Source organism: Pseudomonas sp. NFX183, assembly GCF_047943075.1.
Lineage (GTDB): Bacteria > Pseudomonadota > Gammaproteobacteria > Pseudomonadales > Pseudomonadaceae > Aquipseudomonas.
This window is the reverse complement of sequence record NZ_CP181333.1, coordinates 1649295-1666186: the sequence shown is the minus strand read 5'-3', so window position 1 is coordinate 1666186 and position 16892 is coordinate 1649295. Positions and strand designations below refer to the sequence as shown.

Genomic DNA, 16892 nt, shown 5'->3' with positions numbered 1-16892 from the left:
AAGCGTGCAGCCCTGAAGGCCGCGCGCTTTGTGGTGTCTGCGCCCGTTGCTTTTGAGTCGTCGCGGTCAAAATTAAAAAAGTTTTGACTAGCACAGCATATCGCTTTAAACCTTTCATAAATGCGACATAGATTTGCGACATTTCGTCGTTAAATTTGTGAGCGTTCGTGTCGGTGTGTACAATGACCTCCCTTTTGCCCCCGCTAAGCCGGCGTACGTTCGGCGTGGAAGGTAACCGGTTGAATTGAAAAGAAATTTGCCTCGTTATAAGAGGCAGCCTGGTGAGAAAGTGTCTATGAAAGCAGGTCTGTACCAACCCGATGAATTCAAGGATAACTGCGGTTTCGGCCTGATAGCCCACATGCAGGGCGAGCCCAGTCATACCCTTTTGCAAACGGCCATCGAGGCCCTGACCTGCATGACCCACCGCGGTGGGATCAACGCCGACGGCAAGACCGGTGACGGTTGCGGCTTGCTGATTCAAAAGCCCGACCAGTTCCTGCGCGCTGTCGCAAAAGAGCAATTTGCGGTCGACCTGCCCAAGCAGTACGCCGTGGGCATGGTGTTTTTCAACCAGGACCCGGTTAAAGCCGAAGCCGCTCGCGAAAACATGAACCGCGAAATCCTGGCTGCCGGCCTGCAGCTCGTCGGCTGGCGCAAAGTGCCAATCGACACCAGCGTGCTCGGCCGTCTGGCCCTGGAGCGCCTGCCGCAGATCGAGCAAGTGTTCATCGCAGGCGAAGGCCTGAGCGACCAGGACATGGCGATCAAGCTGTTCACCTCGCGTCGTCGTTCGTCGGTGTCCAACGCCGCCGACACCGACCACTACATCTGCAGTTTTTCGCACAAAACCATCATTTATAAAGGCCTGATGATGCCGGCGGACTTGACCGCCTTCTATCCAGACCTGAGCGATGAGCGCCTGCAAACCGCGATCTGCGTGTTCCACCAGCGCTTCTCCACCAACACCCTGCCGAAATGGCCGCTGGCCCAGCCATTCCGCTTCCTCGCCCACAACGGCGAGATCAACACCATCACCGGCAACCGCAACTGGGCCGTCGCCCGTCGCACCAAGTTCGCCAACGATTTGATGGACCTCGAAGAGCTCGGCCCGCTGGTCAACCGTGTGGGTTCGGACTCCTCCAGCATGGACAACATGCTCGAGTTGATGGTCACCGGTGGCATCGACCTGTTCCGTGGCGTGCGCATGATCATTCCGCCTGCGTGGCAGAACGTCGAGACCATGGACCCGGACCTGCGTGCGTTCTACGAGTACAACTCGATGCACATGGAGCCGTGGGACGGCCCGGCCGGCGTGGTCATGACCGACGGCCGCTACGCGGTGTGCCTGCTCGACCGTAACGGTCTGCGCCCGGCGCGTTGGGTCACCACCACCAACGGTTTCATCACCCTGGCGTCGGAAATCGGCGTGTGGGACTACAAGCCTGAAGACGTGATCGCCAAAGGTCGCGTCGGCCCTGGCCAGATCCTGGCCGTGGACACCGAAACCGGGCAGATCCTCGACACCGATGCCATCGACAACCGCTTGAAGTCGCGTCACCCGTACAAGCAATGGCTGCGCAAGAACGCCCTGCGCATCCAGGCGACCATGGAAGACAACGACCACGGCTCGGCTTTCTATGACGTCGACCAGCTCAAGCAATACATGAAGATGTACCAGGTCACGTTCGAAGAGCGCGACCAGGTGCTGCGTCCGCTCGGTGAGCAAGGCTACGAGGCCGTCGGCTCCATGGGCGATGACACGCCGATGGCTGTGCTGTCCCAGCGCGTGCGCACGCCGTACGACTACTTCCGCCAGCAGTTCGCCCAGGTGACCAACCCGCCAATCGACCCGCTGCGTGAAGCCATCGTGATGTCGCTGGAAGTGTGCCTCGGGGCCGAGCGCAACATCTTCCAGGAATCGCCTGAGCACGCCTCGCGTGTGATCCTCAGCTCGCCGGTGGTGTCTCCGGCCAAGTGGCGCTCGTTGATGACCCTGGAGCGCCCAGGCTTCGACCGCCAGATCATCGACCTGAACTACGACGAGAGCCTCGGCCTTGAAGCCGCGGTGCGTAACGTCGCCGATCAGGCCGAAGAAGCCGTGCGCGCCGGCCGTACCCAGATCGTGCTGACCGACCGCCACATCGCCCCTGGCAAGCTGCCGATTCACGCTTCCCTGGCTACCGGTGCGGTGCACCACCGTCTGACCGAAAAAGGCCTGCGTTGCGACTCCAACATCCTCGTCGAAACCGCCACCGCCCGTGACCCGCACCACTTTGCGGTGTTGATCGGTTTCGGCGCCTCGGCGGTGTATCCGTTCCTGGCGTACGAAGTGCTCGGCGATCTGATCCGTACCGGTGAAGTGCTGGGCGACCTCTACGAGGTGTTCAAGAACTACCGCAAAGGCATCACCAAGGGCCTGCTGAAGATCCTGTCGAAGATGGGTATCTCCACCGTCACGTCCTACCGCGGTGCGCAGTTGTTCGAAGCCATCGGCCTGTCCGAAGAAGTCTGCGAGCTGAGCTTCCGTGGCGTGCCGAGCCGCATCAAGGGTGCGCGCTTCGTCGACATCGAAGCCGAGCAGAAGGCCCTGGCAGCCGAAGCCTGGAGCGCGCGCAAGCCGATCCAGCAAGGCGGCCTGCTCAAGTTCGTGCACGGTGGCGAATACCACGCCTACAACCCGGACGTGGTCAGCACCCTGCAAGCCGCCGTGCAGCAGGGCGACTACGCCAAGTTCAAGGAATACACCGCGCTGGTGGATAACCGTCCGGTGTCGATGATCCGCGACCTGTTCAAGGTGAAAACCCTGGACACGCCGCTGTCCATCAGCGAGATCGAGCCGCTGGAATCGATCCTCAAGCGTTTCGACTCCGCCGGTATTTCCCTGGGCGCCTTGTCGCCTGAGGCTCACGAAGCCCTGGCCGAAGCCATGAACCGCCTGGGTGCGCGTTCCAACTCCGGCGAAGGCGGTGAAGACCCGGCGCGCTACGGCACCATCAAGAGCTCGAAAATCAAGCAGGTCGCGACCGGCCGTTTCGGTGTAACCCCGGAATACCTGGTCAACGCCGAAGTGCTGCAGATCAAAGTCGCCCAGGGCGCCAAGCCGGGTGAAGGCGGGCAACTGCCCGGCGGCAAGGTCAACGGCCTGATCGCCAAGCTGCGTTATGCGGTGCCGGGCGTGACCCTGATTTCACCACCGCCGCACCACGACATCTACTCGATTGAAGACTTGTCGCAGCTGATTTTCGACTTGAAACAAGTCAACCCGCAGGCGTTGGTCTCGGTGAAACTGGTCGCGGAAGCCGGCGTGGGCACCATCGCCGCCGGCGTGGCCAAGGCTTATGCCGACCTGATCACCATCTCCGGCTACGACGGCGGCACCGGCGCATCCCCGCTGACCTCCATCAAGTACGCCGGTGCGCCGTGGGAACTGGGCCTGGCGGAAACTCACCAGACCCTGCGCGGCAACGACCTGCGCGGCAAAGTGCGCGTGCAGACCGACGGCGGCCTGAAAACCGGCCTCGACGTGATCAAGGCGGCGATCCTCGGCGCCGAAAGCTTCGGCTTCGGTACCGCGCCAATGATCGCCCTGGGCTGCAAATACCTGCGCATCTGCCACCTGAACAACTGCGCCACCGGCGTGGCGACTCAGAACGAGAAGCTGCGCAAGGATCACTACATCGGCACCGTCGACATGGTGGTGAATTTCTTCACCTACGTCGCCGAAGAAACCCGTGAGTGGCTGGCCAAGCTGGGCGTGCGCTCCCTCGAAGAACTGATCGGGCGTACCGACCTGCTCGACATCCTCGAAGGCCAGACCGCCAAGCAACAACACCTGGACCTGACGCCGCTGCTGGGCAGCGATCACATCCCGGCAGACAAGCCGCAATTCTGCCAGGTGGACCGCAACCCGCCGTTCGACAAAGGCCTGCTGGCCGAGAAGATGGTCGACATGGCCAGCTCCTCGATCAACGACGCCAGCGGTGGCGAATTCGCCCTGGACATCTGCAACTGCGACCGTTCCATCGGCGCACGCATCTCCGGCGAAATCGCGCGCAAGCACGGCAACCAGGGCATGGCCAAGGCGCCGATCACCTTCCGTTTCAAGGGCACTGCGGGCCAGAGCTTCGGCGTGTGGAACGCCGGCGGCCTGCACATGTACCTGGAAGGTGACGCCAACGACTACGTAGGCAAGGGCATGACCGGCGGCAAGCTGGTGATCGTTCCGCCAGTCGGCAGCGTCTACAAGACTCAAGACAGTGCCATCATCGGCAACACCTGCCTGTACGGCGCAACCGGCGGCAAGCTGTTTGCAGCCGGTACGGCCGGTGAGCGTTTCGCGGTGCGTAACTCCGGTGCCCACACCGTGGTGGAAGGCACGGGCGATCACTGCTGCGAGTACATGACCGGTGGTTTTGTCGCGGTGCTGGGCAAGACTGGCTACAACTTCGGCTCGGGCATGACTGGCGGTTTCGCCTACGTGCTCGACCAGGACAACACCTTCGTCGACAAGGTCAACCACGAGTTGGTCGAGATCCAGCGGATCAGCGGCGAAGCGATGGAATCCTATCGCAACCACTTGCAGCATGTGCTGGACGAATATGTCGAGGAAACCAACAGCGAATGGGGTCGTAACCTCGCTGAAAACCTTGATGACTACCTGCGTCGTTTCTGGCTGGTCAAGCCCAAGGCTGCCAACCTGAAATCGTTGCTTTCCAGCATCCGTGCCAACCCGCAGTGATATGCGCCTGAAGAGTTTGATGAGGTTTTAACATGGCTGAACGTCTGAATAACGACTTCCAGTTCATCGATGTCGGGCGCAAAGATCCGAAGAAGAAACTGTTGCGTCAACGCAAGAAAGAGTTCGTGGAAATCTACGAACCCTTCAAACCCCAGCACTCGGCCGACCAGGCCCACCGCTGCCTGGGTTGCGGTAACCCGTATTGCGAATGGAAGTGCCCGGTGCACAACTTCATTCCCAATTGGCTGAAACTTGTGGCCGAGGGCAACATCCTCGCCGCCGCCGAGCTGTCGCACCAGACCAACACCCTGCCGGAAGTGTGCGGCCGGGTGTGCCCGCAGGATCGTCTGTGCGAGGGTGCCTGCACTCTCAACGACGGCTTTGGCGCGGTGACCATCGGTTCGGTGGAGAAGTACATCACCGACACCGCATTCGCCATGGGCTGGCGCCCGGACATGTCCAAGGTCAAACCGACCGGCAAACGTGTTGCGATCATCGGCGCGGGCCCGGCGGGCCTGGGCTGCGCCGACGTGCTGGTGCGTGGTGGCGTGACCCCGGTGGTGTTCGACAAGAACCCGGAAATCGGTGGCCTGCTGACCTTCGGTATTCCCGAGTTCAAGCTGGAAAAAACCGTACTGAGCAACCGTCGTGAAGTGTTCACCGGCATGGGTATCGAGTTCCGCCTCAATACCGAAATCGGCAAAGACATCACCATGGAGCAACTGCTCGCCGAATACGATGCGGTGTTCATGGGTATGGGCACCTACACCTACATGAAAGGCGGCTTTGCCGGTGAGGACCTGCCGGGCGTGTATGACGCGCTCGACTTCCTGATCGCCAACGTCAACCGCAACCTGGGCTTTGAAAAGTCGCCGGAAGATTTCGTCGACATGAAAGGCAAGAAGGTTGTGGTCCTGGGCGGTGGCGACACCGCGATGGACTGCAACCGTACCTCGATCCGCCAGGGCGCCAAGTCGGTGACCTGTGCGTACCGTCGTGACGAAGCCAACATGCCCGGCTCGCGCAAAGAGGTGAAGAACGCCAAGGAAGAGGGCGTGAAATTCCTCTACAACCGCCAGCCGATCGCCATTGTCGGCGAGGACCGTGTTGAAGGCGTGAAAGTGGTCGAGACCCGTCTCGGCGAGCCGGACGCCCGTGGCCGTCGCAGCCCTGAGCCAATCCCGGGTTCCGAAGAAATCATCCCGGCTGACGCCGTGGTCATCGCCTTCGGTTTCCGCCCAAGCCCGGCGCCGTGGTTCGAGCAGTTCGAAATCCAGACCGACAGCCAGGGCCGCGTTGTGGCACCGGAACAAGGCCAGTACAAGCACCAGACCAGCAACCCGAAAATTTTCGCCGGTGGCGATATGGTGCGCGGTTCTGACCTGGTGGTAACCGCGATCTTCGAAGGGCGCAATGCCGCTGAAGGGATCCTGGATTACCTGCAAGTCTGACCCCTGATCCCAGGTTGAAATGGGATCAAAATGTGGGAGGGGGCTTGCCCCCGATAGCGGTGGTTCAGTGACAGAGACTGAAACTGACACACTGCAATCGGGGGCAAGCCCCCTCCCACATTGGTTTTGCAGCGCTTTAATGTCCGCGACAAATTGACCCGATAGACAAAAGGCACGGCTCACTCCGTGCCTTTTGCGTCGCGCTCTGAGAAAATGCCCGCACTTTTTTTGCGGATGCCGACATGACTGCCCTCAAGAACGACCGTTTCCTTCGTGCCCTGCTCAAGCAACCCGTAGACGTCACGCCCGTGTGGATGATGCGTCAGGCCGGTCGCTACCTGCCGGAATACCGCGCCAGTCGCGCCCACGCCGGCGACTTCATGAGCCTGTGCATGAACCCGGAGTTCGCCTGCGAAGTCACGATGCAGCCGCTGGACCGCTACCCACAACTGGACGCGGCCATCCTGTTCTCCGACATCCTGACCATCCCTGACGCCATGGGCCAAGGCCTGTACTTTGAAACCGGCGAAGGCCCGCGTTTCAAGAAAGTCGTCAGCACCCTGGCCGACATCGAAGCCCTGCCGATCCCCGACCCGCACAAAGACCTGGGCTACGTGATGGACGCGGTCAGCACCATCCGCCGCGAGCTCAATGGCCGTGTGCCGCTGATCGGCTTCTCTGGCAGCCCGTGGACCCTGGCCACCTACATGGTCGAAGGCGGCTCGTCGAAAGACTTCCGCAAGACCAAAGCCATGCTCTACGACAACCCACAGGCCATGCACCTGCTGCTGGATAAACTGGCGCAGTCGGTTACCGCCTACCTCAACGGCCAGATCATGGCCGGCGCGCAAGCGGTACAGATTTTCGATACCTGGGGTGGCAACCTGTCGGCGGCGGCGTATCAGGAATTCTCCCTGGCCTACATGCGCAAGATCGTCAGCGGCCTGATCCGTGAACACGAAGGCCGCAAAGTGCCGGTCATCCTGTTCACCAAAGGCGGCGGCCTGTGGCTGGAAAGCATCGCCGACGCGGGCGCCGATGCGCTGGGCCTGGACTGGACCTGCGACATCGGTGAAGCCCGTCGTCGCGTTGGCAACCAAGTCGCGCTGCAAGGCAACATGGACCCGACCGTGCTCTACGCCAAGCCGGAAGCGATCCGCACCGAAGTCGGCCGCATCCTGGCCAGCTACGGCAAGGGCACCGGGCATGTGTTCAACCTCGGCCATGGCATCACCCCGGAAGTGAATCCGGAGCACGCCGGCGCGTTCTTGCGCGCGGTGCACGAGTTGTCCGCCCAGTATCACGAATAAACGCAAAACCAATGTGGGAGGGGGCAAGCCCCCTCCCACATTAAAAGCCAGAAATCTTCAGGCTTTCACATGGCCCAGTGGCGGCAACTTCGCCAACTTCAACGCCACCAACAGCGCACCCATCAACAGCGCCACGATAAACCCGCCAATCCCGTTCCACCCGGCAAAGTGCCAGAAGAACCCGCCCGCCGTCCCCGCAATGCTTGAGCCCACGTAGTAGCAGAACAGGTACAGCGACGACGCCTGCCCCTTGGCCTTGACCGCGCGCCGGCCGATCCAGCTGCTGGCCACCGAGTGCGCGCCGAAGAAGCCGAACGTAAAGATCAGCATGCCCGGCACCACCAGCCACAGCGGGGTGAACAGGGTCAGTAACATGCCCGAAAGCATCAACACGATCGTGCCCCACAACACGCGCCGCCGGCCGAGGCGGTCGGCCAGCGAGCCGATTTTCGCCGAGCTGTAGATGCCCGACAGGTACACCAGCGACAGCAGGCCGACCACGGCCTGGCTCAACGCGTAAGGCGACGCCAGCAGGCGATAGCCGATGTAGTTGAACATCGTCACGAACGCGCCCATCAGCAGGAAGGCTTCGAGAAAAAGCCAGGGCAGGCCGGCGTCCTTGAAGTGCATCACAAAGCCGTCTACCAGGCTGCGCGGCTTGAGGCTGCTGGCGCGGAAGTTGCGCGACTCGGGGAGGATCTTCCAGAACACCGTGGCAGCGATCAACGCCAGGGCGCCGATGATCAGCGTGGCGGTGTGCCAACTGACGAAGTCGATCAACACGCCCATGATCAGGCGCCCGCTCATGCCGCCAATCGCGTTGCCGCCGATGTACAAGCCCATGGCCAGGCCGATGTGTTGCGGGTGGATCTCTTCGCTCAGGTAAGTCATCGCGACGGCTGCCAGGCCGCTCAGGGACAGGCCGACCAGCGCACGCATCAGCAGGATGCCTTCCCAGGACGGCATCAGGCCGCTGGCGATAGTGGCCAGTGCGGCGCAAAACAGCGCGGCGACCATTACCGGTTTGCGCCCGAGGGTGTCGGAAATTGGTCCGGTGATCAGCAGGCCAAACGCGAGCATGGCGGTGGCGACTGACAGGATCAGGCTGCTCTGCGCCGCGTTGATGGAAAACTCGTGGGACAGCGCGGGCATCATAGGTTGCACGCAATACAGCAGGGCAAAGGTGGCAAACCCACCGGAGAAAAGCGCCAGCACGGTGCGCATGAACATTGGCGTGCCTTTTTCGATGAACTGCTCGTTGAGCTGGGCCACCACCTCATCCAGGGCGGTAGGCGGGACTTCTTGAGCAAATGGAGCGACAGCAGATTTCACGGGGACCTCGGCGAGGGAAAGCCTGCCAGAACTGGCAATGCAAAAAAGAATATAGCTGGCTAATGATTCTTTCCAATATATTGTTCGACCTGTTTGATAGCTTTTACGACCTAAAGAGGTTTGCATGGAATTGCGTCACCTGCGGTACTTCATCGCCGTCGCCGAAGAACTGCATTTCGGCCGCGCCGCGCAGGTGCTGGGCATCTCGCAACCGCCGCTGAGCCAGCAGATCCAGGCCCTGGAGCAAGAGGTGGGCGCGCGCTTGTTTGAACGCACCAATCGTCGGGTCGAGCTCAGTGAGGCCGGGCGCTTGTTCCTGCAAGAGGCGCGACTGGTGCTGGCACAGGTCGACAAGGCCGCGGATGTTGCTCGGCGTGCCCAGTTGGGAGAGCTGGGGGAACTGAAGATTGGTTTCACGTCTTCCGCACCCTTCAATTCGAGCATTCCGCAGGCGATCTTTGCGTTTCGCCAGGCCTTCCCGGCGGTGCACTTGAGCCTGCAGGAAATGAGCAGCACCGAAGTGGCCGAATCGTTGGTGGATCAGTCGATCCAGGTCGGCCTGATGCGCCCGCTGCCGTTGCCGGATTCGCTGAGTGTCATCGAGCTGATGCGCGAACCGCTGGTTGCCGTACTGAACGCCGGCCACCCGCTGGCGGAAGGCAGCGAGCGCGGTTTGCACCTGGCGCAACTGGCACAGGAGCCGTTTGTATTCTTCCCGCGCAGCTATGGCAGCGGCCTTTACGCGCAGCTGCTCAACCTGGCCCGTGACGCCGGCTTCAGCCCGCACTTCGCCCAGGAAGCGGGGGAGGCGATGACGATTATCGGGTTGGTGGCGGCGGGCTTGGGCGTGTCGGTGCTGCCGGCGTCTTACCAGCGCATACGCATTGATGGCGTGGTGTATCGCACGTTGCTCGATCAGGAAGCGGTCACGGCGGTGTGGCTGGTGCAGCGCAAGGGTGCGCAGTCGCCGAGGGCGAGGGCGTTTGTAGAGTTGTTGACGCGCAAGGCCGTGGTGTAGGCGAAGTCACATATCAGGTAACGGGACTGGCTTAGTGACGGTTGTGCCTTTGAGCACCACCGCCCCGCAAACGCTGCTGGAGCATCATTTGCAGCTAGACAGTCATCTTCAGGGCGCGAACCCCATCTGCTGGGCGAAGTGCGACATTGTGGCGACCGTAAGCCTGGGGCGACTGGATCGAATCAAAAGCAAAGACCGTCATGGAAAACGAACTTACAAAATCGCGGAGCTCACCAATGATCAGTTTTCAGCGATAAAAGCAGCGGTGCGCAGTGCGCTGGGGTTGCGATGAAGTGGGTAAGGAATAAGCGGCGCTTTGCCACCGATTGCAGGCGAGTTGTTTTCAGGCATACTGGCCGAGTTCCCGAAAGGGGCTTGTGAGACTCTGAGGATCCTGGGCAACCAGCCATCGCAGAGCCAGGCAGGAAGCGGCGATGACAAGCCAACCTGTTTGTGAAGAGGGCGCCGAAAGGCGCCCTTTGTCGTTTCTGACGGACCGCGATCCTCAGTTCTGCTTCGACGCCCCTGTCTGCTCAAACGACTGCGCCGCAGGTCCCGGCGCGTTACCCACGCCATTGCTGCGCAGCGCGGCCATGATGTCGCGATCGAGCATGCTCACCCAGCGGTTGTAGTTGCGATGGATCTTGCCGTCCTTGTAGCCCAGGTCGCGGCTGTCGCGGTAGGTGATGGCGTAGCTGTTGCGGCTGTAACGGATGTCGATGGCCGCGTAGAACTGGTTGCGCACGGTGATCTGGGCCTGTACGAGTTGTGGGCTGAAACGCTGCACGGTCCACTCGCGTTTTTGCAGGGCCGTGACGATGACCTGCTTCATGGTTTCTTCGCTCACCTGAGTGCCGGCCGGCAGCTCGTGCTGGGTGTTGAGCACGGGTTTGCTGGTGCAACCGGCGGCGGTCAGCAAGGCCAGGGTGATCAGGGTGGCGCGTAGCAAGGAAGACATTCCATTTTCTCCAATCAATTAAAAAATCAGGCCCAGCGACGGAAAATCAGCGAGGTGTTGACGCCGCCAAACGCAAAGTTGTTGTTCATCACGTAGTCGTGGTGCATCTCGCGAAAGCCGCCCTGCAGGTAATCCAGCTCGCCACATTGCGGGTCGACCACATCCAGGTTGAAGGTGTGTACGTACTGGTCGCGGTTCATCATTTCGATGCTGAACCACGACTCCAGCGCGCCGCATGCGCCCAGGGTGTGGCCAAGAAAACTCTTCTGCGAACTGATCGGCATGTGGCGGCCGAACAGGCTGCTGGTGGCCAGGGTTTCGGCAATATCACCTTGATCGGTGGCGGTGCCATGGCCGTTGACGTAGCCAATGGCCGACGGCTCCAGCCCGGCATCTTCCAAGGCCAGCTCCATCGCGCGGCGCATGGTTTTCTGCTCCGGGCGGGTGGTGTGCTGGCCGTCGGCGTTGCTGCCGAAACCCACGAGTTCGGCGTGGATGTGCGCACCGCGCGCTAACGCGTGTTCCAGTTCTTCGAGCACCAGCATACCGCCGCCTTCACCGATCACCAGGCCATCACGGCCGCTGTCGTAAGGACGTGGGCTGGTCTGCGGCGCGTCGTTTTTCAGGCTGGTGGCGTAGAGCGCATCAAACACCATGGCTTCGGTGGGGCACAGCTCTTCGGCGCCGCCGGCGAGCATCAACGGCAGGCGTCCGAACTTGATCGCTTCATACGCATAGCCGATGCCCTGGCTGCCGCTGGTGCAGGCGCTGGACGTCGGGATCAGCCGCCCGGTAAGGCCAAAAAAGATGCTGATATTCGCCGCCGTGGTGTGCGGCATCATGCGCACATAGGAGTTGGCGTTCAGCCCCTCGGCCACCGAGTTCAGCAGCATGTTGCCAAATGCCTTGATCTCGTCGGTGCTGCCGGTGGACGAGCCGCAGGCCACGCCCATGCGCCCGTCCTTGATCGACTCGTCGCCGAGCAACCCGGCGTCCTGCAACGCCTGCTCCGCCGCCCACACTGCCAGGCGCGACACGCGGCCCATGCTGCGCAGTTGCTTGCGCGTCCAGTGGGCCGGCACCACGAAATCGTCAATCGGCCCGGCCAGGCGCGTGTTCAGTTCGGTGAAACGGTCCCACTCGTCCATGCGCCGAATGCCACTGCGGTTGGCGCGAAAGTTGGCGGCGATGGTGTCCCAATCGCTGCCCAGGGAGGTCATGCCGGCCATGCCGGTGACGACGACGCGTTTCATCAGCACAGGCCTCCGTTCACGGCCAACACCTGGCGCGTGATGTAGCCGGCTTCGGCCGACATCAGGAAATTCACTGCACCGGCCACTTCTTCCGGGGTGCCCATGCGCTGCGCCGGGATCATTTTCATCAGTTCTTCGACCGGCACGTTTTCATCCAGCATCGCGGTGTCGATCAAGCCGGGGGCTACACAGTTGACGGTGATCTTGCGCTTGCCCAGCTCGATGGCCAGCGCCTTGGCCGCGCCAATCAGACCGGCCTTCGACGCGCTGTAATTGACCTGCCCGCGGTTGCCGATCAGCCCCGACACCGAGGTGATGCACACAATGCGGCCGGCGGCGCGACGACGAATCATCGGCATCATCACCGGGTGCAGCACGTTGTAGAAACCGTCGAGATTGGTGCGCATCACCACGTCCCAATCGTCTTCGGACAAGGCCGGGAACGCGCCGTCACGGGTCAGGCCGGCATTGAGCACCACGCCGTAGTAGGCGCCATGCTGCTCCACGTCGGCTTCAAGGATTTGCTTACAGCTGGCGCGATCGGCCACGTCAAACTGCAGCACGCGCGCCTTGCGGCCCAGGGCTTCAATCTCGACCTGCACCGCGTCCGCTTCCGCGCGACCGCTGCGGCAATGCAGCACGATGTCATGCCCGGCCTGCGCCAGACGCAGGGCAATGGCGCGGCCGATGCCACGGCTGGAGCCGGTGACCAGTACGGATTCAGTCATGGCGTTTCGTCCTTCGATTCATCTAAATAGGTGGCCGCCTGGGGCGGTCGAAATACGTTCAAGCGCGCGCTGGCCTGGATACCGTCGCCGGTGAGGTGGCATTCGAACACACCCATGCCGTTGTCGTCTTCCAGCGAGCGCAGGCCGTGGATACGCAGTTCGGCGCCTGCCGGAAAGTGTTCCACGTTGCACTCGAACTTACGCGTGCCAAGCAGGAAGCCCAGCTCCACTGCTTCGCCGTTCTGGCGCGCGCGGCACCCGGCATACGCGGCGACGCTCTGCGCCATCAGCTCGATGCCAACCCAGGCCGGCAGGCTGCCGTCCGGGCGGTTGAACAGGCCGCCGGGCTTGACGGTAAGGCGCGTGTGAATCTGCTCTTCATCGAACGACAGCACCTGGTCGATCAGGATCATGTCGCCCGCGTGGGGCAGCAATTGGGCGAGTGGCCAATCAATCATGGGGCCTCTGCGATTATCAGGCTGACGTTGTTACCGCCGAAGGCAAACGAGTTGCTCATCAGGTAGCGTTTTTCCAAGGTGTCGCCGGTCTGCGCCCATTGCAGGGCGGGCAGCGCCGGGTCGGCCTGGCCGTCCCACACATGCGGCGGCACGCAGCCGTGGGTCAGGCTCAGCCAGCAGAACGCCGCTTCCAGCGCGCCGGCTGCACCGAGGGTGTGGCCGCTCATGGGTTTGGTCGACGAACAGGCCACGCCGTGGGGAAACAGGTTGGCCACGGCCAGGCTTTCCATGGCGTCGTTGTGCTGGGTGGCGGTGCCGTGCAGGTTCAAGTAACCGATCTGCTCGGGCACCAGCTTCGCGCTGGCCAAGGCCTTGCGCATCGCCTGCAATGCGCCTTTGCCGGTAGGCTCGGGCGCGGAGATATGGTGCGCGTCGCAACTGGCGCCACTGCCCAGCAGGGCAATCGGTGCCGGTTGTTGGGTCATCACAAACAGCACGGCCGCTTCGCCGATATTGATGCCATTGCGGTTCACTGAAAACGGATTGCAGCGCTCGTTGGAGACTGCTTCCAGCGCGGTAAAACCGTTGAGTGTCAGCTTGCACAGGCTGTCGACACCGCCGCAGATCACCGCGTCGCACACGCCCAGGTCCAGCAGGCGTTGGGCGCTCATCAACGCGCGGGCGCTGGAGGTGCAGGCGGTAGAAATCACATAGGCCGGGCCGCTCAGTTGCAGCCAGTCGGCGAGGAAGTTGGCGGGGGCGCTGAGTTCCTGTTGCTGGTAGTCGTAGTCGCCGGGGAACTGCTTGTCGCGCAGGTAATTGGCGATGCCACGGCTAGCCTCGTCGATGCCCGAGGTGCTGGTGCCCAGCACCACACCGACTCGCGAGGCGCCATAGGTGTGAATGGCCTGGCGGATCTCGCCCTCGATCTGCAACGCCGCTTCCAGCAACAACTGGTTGTTGCGGCTGCTTTGCTGGTTCAGTTCAAGCGGAATAGTCACCAGCTCGCTGCGCACGCCGCCGACCGGCAACACGCGTTCCGGCACCCAGCCACTCTCGGCACGCATGCCCGAGCAGTCGCCGGCAAACAGGCTGCGACTGACCTCGGCCTGGCCGCGTCCCAGGGCGCAAATCACGCCCAGCGCATTCAGATAAGCCGTCATCGAGCGACCCCCAGCGGTGTGATGCGATAGCTCAGCGGTTGGCCCGTCATGTTCACGCTGAACACCTCTGAAGACTGATAGACGATTTGCCAATGACCCGGCAGCGTGCGCGTGAGGTCCATGGCCTGGGCGCTCGGGTAAAGTGCGCGCACGTCATCCGATGAAGTCAGGGCAAACAGCAAGGCGGCAAACAGCTCGCGCGCCGCCGGGTTGGGCGGCAGCAGACCATCGGCCTGCCACTGGCCATCGAGTAGTTTTTGCCGCGCCTGGGGAATGCCCAGCGGGTCCATCATCGACCAGCGAAGGGCTGCGCCTTCGCGCTGGATCACCAACAGCCAGTCCTGGCTCTGGCCACCCGAAAGGCGCTGCACATGCAATTGCATCGGCAAGGCCAGCGCCGGGGTTTTTGCGGGCAACGGCGGTTGGCTGGCGCAGGCGCTCAGCAGCAACAGGCAACCGATCAGCAGCAGGCGGATCATGGTGCGGCGCTCGCGAAAGGTTTACGCACCACACAGTTGACCAGCGTCTCTTCGCGCTGGCCCACCGGTGGCGGGTTGCGCAGGCCCCAGCGCTCGAGCAGGCCAAAATCACTGGAGCGGCTCCACCACAAGTACGGGTACGAGACGTTCTGCGGGGCGAATTCAAACCCCTGCTCGCGCAGCATCTCCAGGTATTCGTCGGCGCTTTTCTGCACGTGCATCGGGTGGCGGAACAGCCAGCGAATCACCCAGGTATCGATATAGGCTTCGGTGGACTCGGCAAACAGCAGGTAGCCGCCCGGCTTGAGCACGCGGTAGAACTCCTTCAAGGCGCGATGCTGTTCCACCAGATGGTGGAAGGTCTGGTGGCAGAACAGGATATCGACGCTGGCGTCGGGCACCTCAAGGGTGGCGCAGTCACTGCCGATCAGCTCGACGGCCAGGCCCTGGCGCTCGGCTTCGGCCTTGCTCAGCGCCAGGCTATGCGGGTCGGCATCCACCCCGATCAGGCGCTGCGGCGCGAACACCTGCTGCAAATACCGGAACGACTTGCCCTGGCCGCAACCGGCGTCCAGCAGCACCGGCGCGACTGGCAATGGCTCGGTGAACAAGCTGCGCAAGTCGTTGATCGCCACGCGCAACACGTGGTGCTGCCAAGTGTGGCTGCGCAGGAACCAGAAACCGAACCGGGTTTCTTCGACGTAGTTTTTACTCAGGTAGTTTTTTTCCAGCGCTGGACTGCTCATACCGGCTCACTCGCGCAAATCTCCGACAACATCCGCAACCGCCGCTTGGGCTCGCTGACAAACGGGTTGCGCTCATCCCATGCGTAGCCGGCGAGGATCGAGCTGATCATCCGGCGAATGTCCGGCGAGCTGCCCGGATGGAAAATCACATCCTGGAAGGTGCCGGCGTACCAGCCTTCGACGTAGCAGCGGAAGGTGTCGACGCCGCGTTTCAACGGTTCGGCAAACTCGGTTTGCCAGTCCACTGTTTCGCTTTTGAGTTGGCGATGCAGCAAGCCTGCCGCCATGCTCGCCGAGCGCATGGCGATGGTCACGCCGGACGAAAATACCGGGTCGAGGAATTCCGCCGCGTTGCCCAGCAGCGCAAAGCCCGGACCGTGCAGGGTTTTGACGTTGGCCGAGTAGCCGCCGATGGTGCGCGCAGGTGTGTCCCATACGGCGTTTTGCAGCACGCCGGCCAGGCTCGGCGTTTCAGCGATAAAGCCGCGCAGGCACGCGTCGAGGTCGCTGTCGCGGCCGTCGAAATGCGCCTTCGCTGCGACCACGCCCACCGAGCAGCGGCCGTTGCTGAACGGGATGGTCCAGAACCAGATGTCACGCTGGGTCGGGTGGGTGGTCACGAGGATTTTGGTGCGGTCGAAACCGGGGTGTTCGATGCGGTCCTCGACGTGAGTGAACACCGCCTGGCGCACCGGGAAATTCGATGGCGCCTCAAGGTCCAGCAGGCGCGGCAACACACGGCCATAGCCGCTGGCGTCGAGCACAAATTTGGCCTTGAGGTGGTATTCGCTGCCATTCTCGCGGCGCACGTGCAGGTAGCGGCTGTCACCGGAAAAATCCACACCGACGACGCTTTCGCCGTAGCGAATGTCGACGCCTTGCAAGGCGGCCTGGTCGGCCAGCAATTTGTCGAATTCACCGCGCTGCACCTGGAAGGTGGTGGGTTTGCCGTGGCTGAACGTGTCGCCAAAATCAAACGCGCTGTAGCGCTCGCCCCAGGCAAACGCAGCGCCGGTTTTTACCTGGAAACCCGCCGCCTGCACGGCCTCGAGCATGCCGGCTTCTTCGATAAAATCGATGCAGTGCGACAGCAGGCTTTCGCCAATCGAGAAGCGTGGAAAATGCTGGCGCTCGATAATCAATACATCATGCCCGTTGCGCTTTAACAGCGCGGCGGCGATGGCACCGGACGGGCCGGCACCGATCACCACCACCTGGCGACGTTCCATTTCAACTGTGGGCACGAGGGCTCCTT

Annotated in this window: 14 protein-coding genes; 5 read left to right on the top strand and 9 right to left on the bottom strand. The window is 62.1% G+C overall.

The window, feature by feature from the left end:
* Positions 1–295 precede the first annotated feature (295 nt).
* The 3 genes from gltB to hemE all read left to right on the top strand — a co-directional run bounded on the left by gltB (position 296) and on the right by hemE (position 7502).
* Positions 296–4741 carry a glutamate synthase large subunit gene (gene gltB / locus ACM530_RS07810; RefSeq protein WP_416364541.1) on the top strand — a complete coding sequence of 1482 codons (4446 nt, stop codon included), beginning with the start codon at positions 296–298 and terminating at the stop codon, positions 4739–4741.
* Positions 4742–4773: 32 nt separating this feature from the next.
* Positions 4774–6192, top strand: coding sequence for an FAD-dependent oxidoreductase (locus tag ACM530_RS07805; protein ID WP_003171228.1), 1419 nt, complete (start codon positions 4774–4776; stop codon positions 6190–6192).
* 242 nt (positions 6193–6434) lie between these two features.
* Positions 6435–7502 (top strand): uroporphyrinogen decarboxylase, encoded by a 1068-nt coding sequence (gene hemE, locus ACM530_RS07800; RefSeq protein ID WP_106577532.1) that lies wholly within the window; start codon positions 6435–6437, stop codon positions 7500–7502.
* Between the two features lie 57 nt (positions 7503–7559).
* On the opposite strand, the gene ACM530_RS07795 is transcribed toward hemE, so the two are convergent.
* Positions 7560–8786: an MFS transporter gene (locus ACM530_RS07795; RefSeq protein ID WP_277933674.1), complete on the bottom strand. Its 1227-nt coding sequence runs from the start codon at positions 8784–8786 to the stop codon at positions 7560–7562.
* Positions 8787–8958: 172 nt separating this feature from the next.
* On the opposite strand from ACM530_RS07795, the gene ACM530_RS07790 reads away from it, so the two are divergent.
* Together ACM530_RS07790 and ACM530_RS07785 are read left to right on the top strand one after the other, a co-directional pair.
* Positions 8959–9852 carry a LysR family transcriptional regulator gene (locus ACM530_RS07790; RefSeq protein ID WP_242198815.1) on the top strand — a complete coding sequence of 298 codons (894 nt, stop codon included), beginning with the start codon at positions 8959–8961 and terminating at the stop codon, positions 9850–9852.
* 10 nt (positions 9853–9862) lie between these two features.
* Positions 9863–10144, top strand: coding sequence for a type II toxin-antitoxin system PemK/MazF family toxin (locus ACM530_RS07785; RefSeq protein WP_262208246.1), 282 nt, complete (start codon positions 9863–9865; stop codon positions 10142–10144).
* A gap of 213 nt (positions 10145–10357) precedes the next feature.
* Here the strand turns inward: ACM530_RS07785 and ACM530_RS07780 are convergent, their stop codons facing one another.
* From ACM530_RS07780 to ACM530_RS07745, 8 genes are read right to left on the bottom strand one after another with little or no spacing between them, the layout of a single operon-like run.
* A complete protein-coding gene (locus tag ACM530_RS07780; protein ID WP_145160003.1) occupies positions 10358–10810 on the bottom strand; it encodes a hypothetical protein in 453 nt (150 codons plus the stop codon).
* Between the two features lie 26 nt (positions 10811–10836).
* Entirely contained in the window at positions 10837–12063 is a 1227-nt protein-coding gene (locus ACM530_RS07775; RefSeq protein WP_106577537.1) for a beta-ketoacyl-ACP synthase, read from the bottom strand.
* Positions 12063–12791: a 3-oxoacyl-ACP reductase FabG gene (fabG, locus tag ACM530_RS07770; RefSeq protein WP_145160005.1), complete on the bottom strand. Its 729-nt coding sequence runs from the start codon at positions 12789–12791 to the stop codon at positions 12063–12065. Before fabG ends, ACM530_RS07775 begins: the two co-directional genes overlap by 1 nt.
* The gene (locus tag ACM530_RS07765; protein ID WP_145160007.1) at positions 12788–13249 is read right to left on the bottom strand and encodes a hotdog family protein; all 462 of its coding nucleotides are present in this window, start codon (positions 13247–13249) and stop codon (positions 12788–12790) included. The genes fabG and ACM530_RS07765 overlap by 4 nt, the downstream gene beginning before the upstream one ends.
* Entirely contained in the window at positions 13246–14412 is a 1167-nt protein-coding gene (locus ACM530_RS07760) for a beta-ketoacyl-[acyl-carrier-protein] synthase family protein (RefSeq protein WP_416364540.1), read from the bottom strand. Before ACM530_RS07760 ends, ACM530_RS07765 begins: the two co-directional genes overlap by 4 nt.
* Positions 14409–14891 carry a hypothetical protein gene (locus tag ACM530_RS07755; protein WP_242198826.1) on the bottom strand — a complete coding sequence of 161 codons (483 nt, stop codon included), beginning with the start codon at positions 14889–14891 and terminating at the stop codon, positions 14409–14411. The genes ACM530_RS07760 and ACM530_RS07755 overlap by 4 nt, the downstream gene beginning before the upstream one ends.
* Entirely contained in the window at positions 14888–15622 is a 735-nt protein-coding gene (locus ACM530_RS07750) for a class I SAM-dependent methyltransferase (protein WP_242199128.1), read from the bottom strand. The genes ACM530_RS07755 and ACM530_RS07750 overlap by 4 nt, the downstream gene beginning before the upstream one ends.
* Before the next feature lie 11 nt (positions 15623–15633).
* Positions 15634–16881, bottom strand: a complete 1248-nt coding sequence (locus ACM530_RS07745) for an NAD(P)/FAD-dependent oxidoreductase (RefSeq protein WP_242198828.1) — start codon at positions 16879–16881, stop codon at positions 15634–15636.
* Positions 16882–16892 lie beyond the last annotated feature (11 nt).

What these genes read in the sequence shown, in the direction of transcription:
- gltB (WP_416364541.1), top strand. Translation starts at nt 296, where the DNA reads ATGAAAGCAGGTCTGTACCAACCCGATGAATTCAAGGATAACTGCGGT.
- ACM530_RS07805 (WP_003171228.1), top strand. Translation starts at nt 4,774, where the DNA reads ATGGCTGAACGTCTGAATAACGACTTCCAGTTCATCGATGTCGGGCGC.
- hemE (WP_106577532.1), top strand. Translation starts at nt 6,435, where the DNA reads ATGACTGCCCTCAAGAACGACCGTTTCCTTCGTGCCCTGCTCAAGCAA.
- ACM530_RS07790 (WP_242198815.1), top strand. Translation starts at nt 8,959, where the DNA reads ATGGAATTGCGTCACCTGCGGTACTTCATCGCCGTCGCCGAAGAACTG.
- ACM530_RS07780 (WP_145160003.1), bottom strand. Translation starts at nt 10,810, where the DNA reads ATGTCTTCCTTGCTACGCGCCACCCTGATCACCCTGGCCTTGCTGACC.
- ACM530_RS07775 (WP_106577537.1), bottom strand. Translation starts at nt 12,063, where the DNA reads ATGAAACGCGTCGTCGTCACCGGCATGGCCGGCATGACCTCCCTGGGC.
- fabG (WP_145160005.1), bottom strand. Translation starts at nt 12,791, where the DNA reads ATGACTGAATCCGTACTGGTCACCGGCTCCAGCCGTGGCATCGGCCGC.
- ACM530_RS07765 (WP_145160007.1), bottom strand. Translation starts at nt 13,249, where the DNA reads ATGATTGATTGGCCACTCGCCCAATTGCTGCCCCACGCGGGCGACATG.
- ACM530_RS07760 (WP_416364540.1), bottom strand. Translation starts at nt 14,412, where the DNA reads ATGACGGCTTATCTGAATGCGCTGGGCGTGATTTGCGCCCTGGGACGC.
- ACM530_RS07755 (WP_242198826.1), bottom strand. Translation starts at nt 14,891, where the DNA reads ATGATCCGCCTGCTGCTGATCGGTTGCCTGTTGCTGCTGAGCGCCTGC.